General features: G+C 66.8%; 11 protein-coding genes. 7 read left to right on the plus strand and 4 right to left on the minus strand.

What is annotated here, in order from left to right; translation table 11 throughout:
• Window positions 1-24 precede the first annotated feature (24 nt).
• Complete coding sequence (cobO, locus tag DOM33_RS03365) at window positions 25-654, plus strand: cob(I)yrinic acid a,c-diamide adenosyltransferase (RefSeq protein WP_275425788.1); 630 nt, start codon at window positions 25-27, stop codon at window positions 652-654.
• Here the strand turns inward: cobO and DOM33_RS03370 are convergent.
• Window positions 651-1,718, minus strand: coding sequence for a cobalamin-binding protein (locus tag DOM33_RS03370; protein ID WP_162617882.1), 1,068 nt, complete (start codon window positions 1,716-1,718; stop codon window positions 651-653). The genes cobO and DOM33_RS03370 overlap by 4 nt on opposite strands.
• 140 nt (window positions 1,719-1,858) lie before the next feature.
• On the opposite strand from DOM33_RS03370, the gene DOM33_RS03375 reads away from it, so the two are divergent.
• On the plus strand, window positions 1,859-2,626 hold the full coding sequence (locus DOM33_RS03375; protein ID WP_110665800.1) for an SIMPL domain-containing protein: 768 nt from the start codon (window positions 1,859-1,861) through the stop codon (window positions 2,624-2,626).
• A gap of 91 nt (window positions 2,627-2,717) precedes the next feature.
• Here the strand turns inward: DOM33_RS03375 and DOM33_RS03380 are convergent, their stop codons facing one another.
• Complete coding sequence (locus DOM33_RS03380) at window positions 2,718-4,178, minus strand: sodium-dependent transporter (RefSeq protein ID WP_110667476.1); 1,461 nt, start codon at window positions 4,176-4,178, stop codon at window positions 2,718-2,720.
• Between the two features lie 314 nt (window positions 4,179-4,492).
• Here DOM33_RS03380 and DOM33_RS03385 point away from each other — a divergent pair, with 314 nt between their 5' ends.
• Window positions 4,493-5,149: a potassium channel family protein gene (locus tag DOM33_RS03385; protein WP_110665802.1), complete on the plus strand. Its 657-nt coding sequence runs from the start codon at window positions 4,493-4,495 to the stop codon at window positions 5,147-5,149.
• 67 nt (window positions 5,150-5,216) lie between these two features.
• Complete coding sequence (locus DOM33_RS03390; protein WP_110665804.1) at window positions 5,217-6,584, plus strand: TrkH family potassium uptake protein; 1,368 nt, start codon at window positions 5,217-5,219, stop codon at window positions 6,582-6,584.
• 9 nt (window positions 6,585-6,593) lie between these two features.
• On the opposite strand, the gene DOM33_RS03395 is transcribed toward DOM33_RS03390, so the two are convergent.
• The gene (locus DOM33_RS03395) at window positions 6,594-7,193 is read right to left on the minus strand and encodes a LysE/ArgO family amino acid transporter (RefSeq protein WP_204352595.1); all 600 of its coding nucleotides are present in this window, start codon (window positions 7,191-7,193) and stop codon (window positions 6,594-6,596) included.
• Between the two features lie 111 nt (window positions 7,194-7,304).
• Here DOM33_RS03395 and DOM33_RS03400 point away from each other — a divergent pair, with 111 nt between their 5' ends.
• Window positions 7,305-8,198 (plus strand): LysR family transcriptional regulator ArgP, encoded by an 894-nt coding sequence (locus DOM33_RS03400; RefSeq protein WP_110665806.1) that lies wholly within the window; start codon window positions 7,305-7,307, stop codon window positions 8,196-8,198.
• 152 nt (window positions 8,199-8,350) lie between these two features.
• The gene (locus tag DOM33_RS03405; RefSeq protein ID WP_110665808.1) at window positions 8,351-8,728 is read left to right on the plus strand and encodes a hypothetical protein; all 378 of its coding nucleotides are present in this window, start codon (window positions 8,351-8,353) and stop codon (window positions 8,726-8,728) included.
• Window positions 8,729-8,818: 90 nt separating this feature from the next.
• Here DOM33_RS03405 and DOM33_RS03410 read toward each other — a convergent pair whose 3' ends face one another.
• Window positions 8,819-9,121 (minus strand): MTH1187 family thiamine-binding protein, encoded by a 303-nt coding sequence (locus DOM33_RS03410; protein WP_110665811.1) that lies wholly within the window; start codon window positions 9,119-9,121, stop codon window positions 8,819-8,821.
• 326 nt (window positions 9,122-9,447) lie between these two features.
• Here DOM33_RS03410 and cfa point away from each other — a divergent pair, with 326 nt between their 5' ends.
• Window positions 9,448-10,599, plus strand: a complete 1,152-nt coding sequence (gene cfa / locus DOM33_RS03415; protein ID WP_110667480.1) for a cyclopropane fatty acyl phospholipid synthase — start codon at window positions 9,448-9,450, stop codon at window positions 10,597-10,599.
• The last annotated feature ends 136 nt before the right edge of the window (window positions 10,600-10,735 follow it).

The following is a 10,735-nucleotide window of genomic DNA, read 5'->3' on the forward strand; positions in this document are numbered from 1 at the left end:
TCAACGAACTACCGGAGCCCCAGCGTGAGCGACGACGCCCCCCACGACAGTGCCCCCAGCGACAGAAACGCCCGTCACCAGCGCGCGATGCAGAAACTCAAGCGTCATGTCGATGACAAGGTTGCCGCCGCCAGCGAACAGCGCGGTCTACTGCTGGTGTTCACCGGCAACGGCAAGGGCAAGACCACCGCCGCCTGGGGCACGGTCACCCGGGCCCTGGGCTACGGCTATCGGGTCGGGGTGATCCAGTTCATCAAGGGGCTGTGGGAGTGCGGCGAGCGCGAGCGTCTGAGCGAAGACGCCAATCTGGCGGTCCACGTGATGGCGACCGGCTTCACCTGGGAAACCCAGAACCGAGAGAGCGACACCGCCGCCTGCGTCGAGGTGTGGCAGGAGGCCAAGCGCCTGCTGGCCGACCCCGATGTCTATCTGGTCGTGCTCGACGAGATCACCTACATGCTCAAGTTCGGCTATCTCGACATCGACGAGGTCGCCCGCGCCATCGATGAGCGCCCGCCGGAACAGAGCGTGATCGTCACCGGGCGCAACGCCCACCGCACGCTGATCGAGATGGCGGATACCGTCACCGAGATGGACGTCGTCAAGCACGCCTTCGACGTGGGGATTCAGGCCCGGCGCGGTATCGACTTCTAGGAGGGGGGATCGGCCCGCAGCGCCCGGCACACCTGGCGCACGGCCTCGATCATGCGTGGCCCCGGGCGACTGATGGCGTCCGGCGAGAGCGTATAGAGGCGGTCGTTGCGCACCGCCGGCAGCGCGGTCTGGCCCTGCCACTGCGCTTGCCAGGCATCGTTCTCGCCGGCGGCGAGGATCACCTGTGGAGCCGCCAGCAACAGCGATTCGCGATCGATCTCTGCCACCACGACCGGCGCGTCGTCGAATAGCGGCTCCCCGCCACAGTGGCGAATCACCTGAGTGACGATCTGTCCGCCGGCGAGCGTTGTCAGCGGCTCCTGGCCGAGCTGGTAGAAGACCCGCGGCGCGGGGTCGAGTGTCTGAGCGGTCTGGGCGAGACCGCGCTCGAACCGATCAGCCGCGCGCTGCCCCGCTTGCGCGTGACCGCTCAACCGCCCCACGGCCTCGAGCGTCGCGGCGATGTCGTCGAGCGCGCGCGGCTCGCTGCGATAGACGGGGATGTTCAGCGACGCGAGACGATCCAACGTCTCCGGCGGCGTACCGCTGCCCCAGGCGAGCACCAGGTCCGGTTCGAGGGCGACGATCGCCTCCACCGAGAGTCCCCGATAGCTGCCGACTCGCGGCAGCGTCCGGGCAGCAGCCGGGGCGTCGCTTCCCTCCACCACTCCGACCACGGCCGATCCCGCCCCTGCCGCGAAGGCGATCTCCACCAGATGCGGCGACAGCGCCACGATACGCCGCGCCGGCTGTGACAGCGCCACGGTCTCGCCGCTGTCGTCCACCGCCCGATAGCGCGCTGACGTTTCAGGGTGGTTAGATGCCTCGGGCTCGACCGATGTCTTGCGTTCGATCGATGCCTTGCGTTCGACCGATGTCTTGCGTTCGACCGACGTCGCGTGGTCGCCGGCGACGAGCACGGGGCGGGTCGCCGTTCGATCCTCGGCGGTGGCAGCCGTTGTGACGAGACCGAGCCCGGCCACCAGTATCAGCGCGGGCGAAACGCGCGGCACGCGGGTCGGCGCCGGGCGGTACTGCTTCGGCAATAGGGAAAGATGACGCATCTGAGACTCGAACGCTTGGGAGACGACGTGGCGGGAGCATAGCATGAGGGCTCGGCGCCTCGGCCAGTGCCAGCGCGCCGCCGTCCGCGTCCCGTTTCGGGGCGATCCTGCAGTCGGTACTTCGCTCCCAAGGAGTTTCCATGACGACACGCCCGCTCGCGAAAACGCTTGCCACCCTGACCCTATCTGGCGCCATGCTTTCCGGGGCGCTGATGAGCGCGCCGGCGCTGGCCGAGCCGACGCCGCCGCAGATTCGCGTCCAGGCCAGCGCCACACTCGAGAAAGCGCCCGACACGGCGACGCTGAACGCCCGACTCTGGGAGCGCACCCCGACCCGCCCCCAGGGCGAGGCCCCAAGCGGCGACAGCGACGCGGTGAGCGACGCGCGACAGCGGCTGGAAGCACGCGTGGGTGAGCTCATCCGGGCCCTCGAAGACGCCGGCGTACCCGCGGCGAAGATCCGCGCCGGCTCGCTCAGCGTCCGCCCCGACGTCATCTCGTCGGGGCGCGACGATGATCGGCCCGACCAGGTCCGCACTCAGGTCGAACGCCCGGTCTCGTTGACCGTCGACCAGCTCGACCGCCTGCCCCAGGTGCTGGATGCGCTGACGGCCGCCGGCGTCGACTCCCTCGACGGCGTCAGCTATGGCCTCCAGACCAGCGATGCCGCCGACGACGAAGCGCTCCAGAAGGCGCTCGAGCGAGCCCATGACAAGGCCCGGTTGATGGCAAGGACCCTGGGCGTCGAGCTCGGCGATGTGGTCAACGTCGAAGAGACCACCGCCCCGCGCTACCAGCCGATGATGATGCGGGCCGCAAAGATGGACGAGGGTAGCGCGCCTGAATATCGCAGCGGCGAGATCTCCATCGAGGCGGGGGTCAACGTGACCTGGGAGATCGACGACTGATCTCGCTTCGGGCCCACCGCGCCAGGCGATCCTCCGAACGACCGCGGGCGGCCAAGGCCGCCCGCGGTCACCGCTGTCGTCTGCCGTTCGCTCAGCCCACCGCTTCGTCGGCGCGGGACGCCCGCTTGCGCAGCCCGGTCTCCACTGCCAGCCCCACCACCAGGATGGCTGCGAGCCAGCGCCAGTCGAAGCCGGTTCCCAGCCAGCCGAGCGCATCGAGAAAGACCACCACGATCGCGATCGGGCTGACGTAGCGCACCGCGAACTGCCACAGGCCGAAGAGCCAGCTCGGCATCGCCAGCTCCTCACGTATGGCCCGACGCCGCAGAAAGAAGCCCGTCAGCAGCGCCATGCCGAGGCCACCGAGCGGCATCATCAGCCGCGACGTCAGAAAGTCGAGCCAGTCGAAGAAGTGCTTGCCGGCGAGCTTCCACTCCGCGCCGACGTTGAACGAGAGCATCGCCAGCGTGCTGATCACCCACAGGACGATTCCCACGCCCCAGGCCGCGCGCCGCCGCGTCAACCCGTGGCTCTGGTTGAGCCACGCCACCGTCGCCTCGATCATCGAGATCGACGAGGTCAGCGCCGCCACCGTCAGCATCAAGAAGAACACGACCTCCATCACGCCGCCGAACGGCATCGCCTGAAACGCCAGCGGCAGACTCATGAAGATCAGCCCCGGGCCGGAGGCCGGGTCCATGCCATTGGCGAAGATCACCGGGAAGATCGCCAGCCCCGCCATCAGCGCCACCAGGGTGTCGCAGATGGCGACGGTGAGCGTGGTGCGAACGATGGACTGGTTCGCCGGCAGATAGGCGCCGTAGGCGATGATCGCCCCCGCCGCGAGCGACAGCGTGAAGAACGCATGCCCCATCGCCGCCAGCACCGCCTCGCCGGTGAGCTCACCGACGTTGAAGTCGAACAGAAAGTGGACGCCGGCACTGAAATCGGCGCTGACGACGGCGTAGCCGATCATCAGCGCGAGCATCACCACTAGCCCCGGCATCATCCAGCGCACGCTACGCTCGATGCCCGCCTGGACGCCCTTGCCCACGATCAGCATGGTGACGATCGTCACCAGCGTGCTCCAGAAGCCCAGGTTCCAAGGATTGGCGTTGTTGGCGGCGAAAATCGCCGCCATGCCGTCGACGCTCTCGGCCTGCAGCCCCCCGCTCAAGGCTTTCCAGAGATAGGAGATCGACCACCCCGCCACCACCACGTAGAAGGAGAGGATCATGAAACCGCAGATCATCGACATCCAGCCCAACCCGGACCATAGCCCGCGGCAGCCCGACTCCCGCGCGACTCGCCGCACCGCTTCTACCGGGTTGGCTCGCCCGCGCCGGCCCACGGCGATCTCCGCCATCATGATCGGTACGCCGATGAGCGCGATACACAGCAGATAGACCAGCACGAAGGCGCCGCCGCCGTATTCGCCGGTCATGTAGGGGAATTTCCAGATATTGCCGAGGCCGACGGAGGAGCCGGTGGCGGCGAGAACGAAGCCCCAGCGGCCGAGCCAAAGGGTTTGGGGTCTAGCGGATGCGGTCATGTTGCCTCTGACACTCAACACCGGCGCGGCGGCGCCGGATCGAAACCGATAGAAGCCCGTCTCGCGATGCACGATCGCGGAGGCGCTTCTGCATGGGGCGGCAAGAAGCCGCTGGGTGAATTCGACGCGATCGTCGGAGCGAAGGATCGCCCGGCGAGCGCCGGGCGGGGATTGTACCTTCGCCCACAACGGGTGGCGACCACGGCAGCGGGCGACAGGAAAACGGACGCTGCAGGCGTTGGTGACAGAGGCGAGGTTGTGCAAAGCTTGGCGCGTTCAACCGCGCCCGCGCGTCCCCTTGCAAGGAGTCTTCGATGTCCCGGCAGTTCGCCATACTCGGACTTGGCTATTTCGGCACCACCGTCGCTCGCGAGCTCAAGCGCCACGGCAACCAGATCCTCGGCGTGGATCGCGACGAGAGCCGGGTCGATGCGCTCTCCAACGTGCTCGATCACGCCGTCATCGCCGACCTCACCGACGAAAAAGCGCTGGCGGAGCTCTCCCTCGAGGCGTATGACGCGGTGGTGATCGACGTCGACGGCGATCTCGAGTCCAGCGTGATCTGCACGCTGCACGTCAAGGAGCTCGGCGCCAAGGAGGTCTGGGCGAAGGCGCACAGCGACGCCCACTTCAAGCTGCTTCGCCGCCTCGGCGCGGACCGCGTCATCTATCCCGAGTACGATGCCGGCATCCGCGTCGCCGAGAGCCTCAACTATCACGCCATGGTCGATTTCATTCGCCTGGGCGAGCGTCAGTTCATCGTCGAGATCGAGACCACCGAGCGCCTGGTTGGAAAGTGCGCCAGCGTGTCGAAACTGGCGATCGACCAGGACGCATTGACGCTGGTGGCGATCAAGCGCGGCGAGAAGGTCATTCACAACCCGCAGGACGATACGACGCTCGAAGCCGGCGACAATCTGGTGCTGATGGGGGATCTCGAGGCACTGCGCGAAATCGGCAGACAGCTATGAGCCGAACGTATCGATCCGCGGCGCCACGGGCGACCGCGCCGGCCTGCCTGCGTCGGCGCAATCACCCATGAGACGCTGGCAGCGCTTCAAACGACCGCTTCGCCGCTCGCCCCACGGCCCCGTCATCCGACTCTCGCCGCCGGAACTGCTGCTCATCGGTTTCACGCTGCTGTGCGCCCTCGGCGCGCTGGCGCTATGGCTTCCCGGCAGCGCCACGCGGCCGCTCGCCTGGCACGAGGCGCTGTTCACCGCCACCTCGGCGGTAACGGTCACCGGGCTTTCGGTGATCGACGTGAGCCAGGATCTGACGTTCGTCGGCCAGCTGGTGGTGACGCTGCTGATCCAGATCGGCGGGCTCGGCTTCATGACCTTTGCCGCCCTCACCGTGCTGCTGCTCGGCGTACGCCTGCCGCTCAGTCAGCAGAATCTGGTCCGCGAGGCGCTGGGAGAAATCGCCTTCAGCGACGTTCGCCACCTGGTCAAACTGGTGATCGCCTTCGCGCTGGTCGTGGAGAGCCTGGGCACGCTGATCCTCGCCTTTCACTGGGTGCCGGAGTACGGCGGGCGACAGGGGTTGTGGCACGCCCTCTTCCACGCGGTCTCGGCGTTCAACAACGCCGGCTTCTCGACCTTTTCGAACAGCCTCATGAACGAGGCCGACGACCCGCTGGTCAACGTCACCGTCAGCGTGCTGTTCATCGTCGGCGGCCTGGGTTTCGTCATCGTCAACGATCTCTACCGACGCAGGCGCTGGTCGCGACTGATGATGCAGACCAAGGTGGTACTGCTCGCCACCTTCTGGCTGAACCTGGTGGCGATGGCGCTGCTCCTCGCGCTCGAGTGGCACAACCCGAATACCCTCGGCGGCATGGCGGACATTCCCGGCCGACTTCAGGCCGCCTGGTTCCAGGCGGTGACACCCCGTACGGCGGGCTTCAACACGCTGGATACGGCGTCGCTGACCGACCCCTCGACGCTTTTCACCATGCTGCTGATGTTCATCGGCGGCGGCTCGAGCTCCACCGCCAGCGGCATCAAGATCACGACGTTCGTGGTGCTGTTGTTGACCGCTCGCGCCTTCTATCGCTCGACCGAGCACCCCGTCGCCTTCGGCCGGGCGATCCCGCAGGAGACGGTGATCAAGGCGATCACCGTGGCGCTCGCCGGCGTGCTGCTGGTGTTCCTGGCGTTGTTCGGTCTGACCATCACCGAGCGTGACGAGCCATTTCTGGATCTCGCCTTCGAGACCGTCTCCGCCTTCGGCACCGTGGGGCTCTCCCGCGGCGTCACCGGTGACCTCTCGCTCCCCGGCCAGCTCTTGCTGGGAGTCACCATGCTGCTCGGTCGCGTCGGACCGCTCTCGGTCGGCTATTTCCTGGCCACGCGGCAGCACCGGGGACTGCGCTACGCCAAGGGGGAGATCCAGATCGGCTGACGTGTCGGCTCACAGCGGCATCAGTATCAGCCGCAGCGCCACCAGCGTGAGCACACCGGCGACCAGGACATCGATGCCCCGCCACCAGCGCGGGTCACGAAGCCGCGGCGCGAGCCAGCCGGCGGCAGCGACCAGGGCGTAGAACCACAGGATCGAGGCGAGCACCGCGCCCGCTGCGAAGGCCCAGCGATCGGGCTGCTGCGCGCCGATGGCTCCCAGCATGACGACGGTATCGAGATACACGTGGGGGTTGAGCAGCGTCACCGCAAGCGTCGCTACCGCAACGCTGCCGGCGCTCCGCTGACCGGATTCGACGTCGAGCGACCCGGGGCGCAACGCCCGCCGCAGGCTGGCCCCCGCCTGCCATAGCAGCCAGGCGGCGCCGCCCCAGCGGGCGAGCTCCAGCGCCAGCGCGCTCGAGCGCAGCAACGGCGCGAGCCCGCCGATGCCGGCAATGATGAGCGTCGCGTCGCAGAGCACGCAGAGGCTCGCCACCCGCCAGGCGTGTTCCCGCCGCAGCCCCTGGCGCAGCACGAAGGCATTCTGCGCCCCGATGGCGACGATCAGTCCGAGACCGACCCCGAACCCCTGTAGACCCGATAGCATCATGCGCGTCGTCCCTTGGCGAATTCCACGATTCCCACCCGATGAATTCGTAGAGTGCCGTGCTACGCTCCATTAGCTAAAGATAAATACCCTAATCGCTCATTAGAGATTGTGATGCTCGACTACAAGCTACTCGAAGCCCTCGCGGCCATCGTCGATCAGGGCGGATTCGAGCGCGGCGCCCAGCAGCTCAATCTGACCCAGTCCGCCGTCTCCCAGCGCATCAAGCTGCTGGAGGCGCGGCTCGGCCAGCCGGTGGTCGTGCGTACGCCGCGCCTGCTGCCCACGCCGCTGGGTCAGCGACTGCTCAATCACGCCCAGCAGGTGCGCCTGCTCGAGCACGACCTGCTCGACCAGATTCCCGCGCTCGGTGAAGGGACGCAGCGGCTGCGTCTGGCGATCAACGCCGATAGCCTGGCCACCTGGTGGGCGCCGACCATCGGGGATTTCTGCTATCGCCGCGGCGTCCTGCTCGACCTGGTGGTCGACGATCAGGAGATCGCCCTGCGCCGGATGCGCGATGGCGAGGTCGCCGGCTGCATCTGCGCCACGTCGCGACCGGTCCAGGGCGGTCGCGCCCGCCCGCTCGGCGCGATGCGCTATCGCCTGTTGGCAAGCCCGGGCTTTGCCGAGCACTACTTCAGCGAAGGCATTACCGAACGCGGTCTCGGCGCCGCCCCCGCGGTGCTCTACGGCGTCGACGACCGGCTGCACCAGCGCTACATGGATGTCCGCGGCTTTCGCGAACCCTTCCCGCATCATCTCTGCCCCTCCTCCGAGGGGGTCCTGCACATGACGCTCGCCGGCATCGGCTATGCGCTGATCCCCGAGTGCCAGGCGCGCGAGCCGCTCGAAACGGGCCGCCTGATCGACCTCGACCCGGAGCGACCGATCGACGTGCCACTCTACTGGCACTACTGGCGCCACGGCGGCGAACTGCTCGATGCGCTGACGGTACATCTGCTGAGCGCAAGCGACGAGTGGCTGTTGCCGACCGATGCGGCCTGAACGCGGCCGGCGTGTCGCGATTCGACGACTTTTTCGAGCGTCGACAGCGCCTTGCGAAATCGCCGGTGCGTTCTAGACTCCGAGTCACATACGATCGGGAACGGCACCGCCGCCCCCGTCCACCGTTATCCGCCAACCGGGAGATTGCCCCCATGATCGATCCACGCCGCCGCTCTCTCTGGCTCGCCCTCACCGGCGCGCTCGCCCTGACCGCGCTTGCCGGCTGTGCCAGCGACAGCAGCTCGATGGAAAAGGACGCCAGCGACTACGTCATCACCGGCCTGGGTGACGACCGCGACGAGGCGATCGACAACGCCAAGGAGCGCTCGCTGGAGCAGTGTGAAGAGCAGGATCGCGAGGAGTTCGTCATCGTCGAGCAGCGCATGATGGGGCCGAACGACGACAGGCAGAAGAGCGTCGGCGTCAACGAACAGCTCGAGGGCGCGACCGTCAACGAGGACACCGAGCTGCAGGCCGCCACCCAGGAAGGCGACGGCTACAAGGCGACCTGGACGATTCGCTGCCGCTGAGCGATGTCGTCGAGCGCAACGCTCACGGCCCAGAACGACAACGCCTCGCCCCGGTTCGCCGCGGCGGGGCGTCATCGTTTGCCGCTGCGCTTACGTGCCCAGACGCTTCTCGACGCTTGCGACCTTGTCCGCCATGGACTGCGCCCGATCGGTTCGCGTCCCCATCTTCAGTGTCGTGGTGATGCGCGGCGCCCCGCACTCGTGCACTCGCTCGTGGCAAGCCTTGACTACCGCCATGACCTCGTCCCACGGCCCTTCGATGTTGGTGCCGTAAGCGTGCATGGCGTAGTCGAGGTTCGAGGCCTCGATGATGCGCTGGCACTCGGTCACGTACTCGGACACAGAGACGCCGACACCCAGCGGTACGACACATAGATCGACGATGACATGCATGATCTCTCCCCCGGCTGACGTTGATGGTAACGACACTAGACTATCATCTCGATCGCGCTAGGCTTGTTGACGGGCAATCCGTTAGCACGCGACCTAACTCGGACCAACGGTAGCCCAGAACCGTTTCGACGATTCAAGCCCCTCGACAGGGAACAGGGACCGTGGCAGTTCGGCGTCGCCCGATCGTGACAACCTTCAACCGTCCTCGATGCCAGGAAGACGATCCGTCAATGCGTCAGGTGGCCTGCGCCGCCGGTTATCGATCGTCCGCCGTCGTCGTTTGGCCGGAGAGCCTCACGTCGCGCTGCCCTTCGACAGGACAGATCATGACTCACAACGCTCCTCTCGCACCGGTGGCGCTGCCGAATACCCGCGCCCGCCAGACCATCGAACAGTGGCTCCAGGGCGCCGATGTCGTACTCAACGGCGATCGTCCCTGGGACATTCGCATTCATCATCCCGACCTCTTCGCGCGCGTCCTCAAGCAGGGATCCATCGGCTTCGGCGAAGCCTACATGGACGGCTGGTGGGAGAGCGACCGGCTCGACGAGACGCTTCATCGCCTCTTGCGAAACGGACTCGGTGACGCCGCCCATACGCCCACCGAGCGCATTCTCTACAAGCTCCATTCCAACGTCATCAACCTGCAGAGCCGGGCGCGGGCCTACATCGTCGGCCGCGAGCACTACGACCTGGGCAACGATCTCTTCACCCGCATGCTCGACGAGACGATGTGCTACTCCTGCGGCTACTGGAAGCAGGCCGACACCCTGCACGACGCACAGATCGCCAAGCTCGACCTCGCCTGTCGCAAACTGGGACTCGAGCCCGGCATGACGGTGCTCGATATCGGCTGTGGCTGGGGCAGTTTCGCCGAGTACGCGGCGCGTCACTACGGCGTCGAGGTGACCGGCATCACCATCTCCGAAGCGCAGGCGACGTTCGGCCGCAAGCGATGCCAGGGCTTGCCGGTGGAGATCAAGCTCGAGGACTACCGCGATCTCGAAGGGCAGTTCGATCGCATCGTCTCCATCGGCATGTTCGAGCACGTCGGCCCGCGCAACTACGCCGTCTATTTCGACACCGTCAAACGGCTGCTCGCCTCCGAAGGCCTCTTCTTGCTGCACACCATCGGCAAGAGCCGCAACGAGGTCAGCGCCGACCCGTGGCTCAACAAGTACATCTTTCCCAACGGCGTACTGCCATCGGTTCAGCAGATCGCCGACGGCTACGAAGGGAAGCTCGTGATGGAGGACTGGCAGAACTTCGGCGCCGACTACGACACCACCCTGATGGCGTGGCAGGCGAACCTGCTCGCCCACTGGGACGAGATCAGCGATCGCTACGACGAGCGAGTCAAGCGGATGTTCCTGTACTACCTGGGCTCCTGCGCCGGCGCCTTTCGGGCGCGTAGCGTCCAGCTCTGGCAGGTGGTCTTCTCCGACGCCCGCCGCGGCCGCTACGATTCGCCGCGGTGAGGCCGCGCCCTCGCGCAGACCTGGACCCTCGCGCAGACCTGGACCCTCGCGCAGACCTGGACCCTGACGCAGATCGTGGCACTCACGCAGAGGTCTCGCGGGCACGACGCCACCGATAGAAGCGGCTTCACGCAGA

Source organism: Salinicola halophilus, from assembly GCF_003206155.1.
GTDB lineage: Bacteria > Pseudomonadota > Gammaproteobacteria > Pseudomonadales > Halomonadaceae > Salinicola > Salinicola halophilus.

Bases quoted from the DNA above. Each gene is read 5' to 3' on its own strand.
- DOM33_RS03370 (WP_162617882.1), bottom strand. From the start codon at position 1,718: ATGCGTCATCTTTCCCTATTGCCGAAGCAGTACCGCCCGGCGCCGACC.
- DOM33_RS03375 (WP_110665800.1), top strand. From the start codon at position 1,859: ATGACGACACGCCCGCTCGCGAAAACGCTTGCCACCCTGACCCTATCT.
- DOM33_RS03380 (WP_110667476.1), bottom strand. From the start codon at position 4,178: ATGACCGCATCCGCTAGACCCCAAACCCTTTGGCTCGGCCGCTGGGGC.
- DOM33_RS03385 (WP_110665802.1), top strand. From the start codon at position 4,493: ATGTCCCGGCAGTTCGCCATACTCGGACTTGGCTATTTCGGCACCACC.
- DOM33_RS03390 (WP_110665804.1), top strand. From the start codon at position 5,217: ATGAGACGCTGGCAGCGCTTCAAACGACCGCTTCGCCGCTCGCCCCAC.
- DOM33_RS03395 (WP_204352595.1), bottom strand. From the start codon at position 7,193: ATGATGCTATCGGGTCTACAGGGGTTCGGGGTCGGTCTCGGACTGATC.
- DOM33_RS03400 (WP_110665806.1), top strand. From the start codon at position 7,305: ATGCTCGACTACAAGCTACTCGAAGCCCTCGCGGCCATCGTCGATCAG.
- DOM33_RS03405 (WP_110665808.1), top strand. From the start codon at position 8,351: ATGATCGATCCACGCCGCCGCTCTCTCTGGCTCGCCCTCACCGGCGCG.
- DOM33_RS03410 (WP_110665811.1), bottom strand. From the start codon at position 9,121: ATGCATGTCATCGTCGATCTATGTGTCGTACCGCTGGGTGTCGGCGTC.
- cfa (WP_110667480.1), top strand. From the start codon at position 9,448: ATGACTCACAACGCTCCTCTCGCACCGGTGGCGCTGCCGAATACCCGC.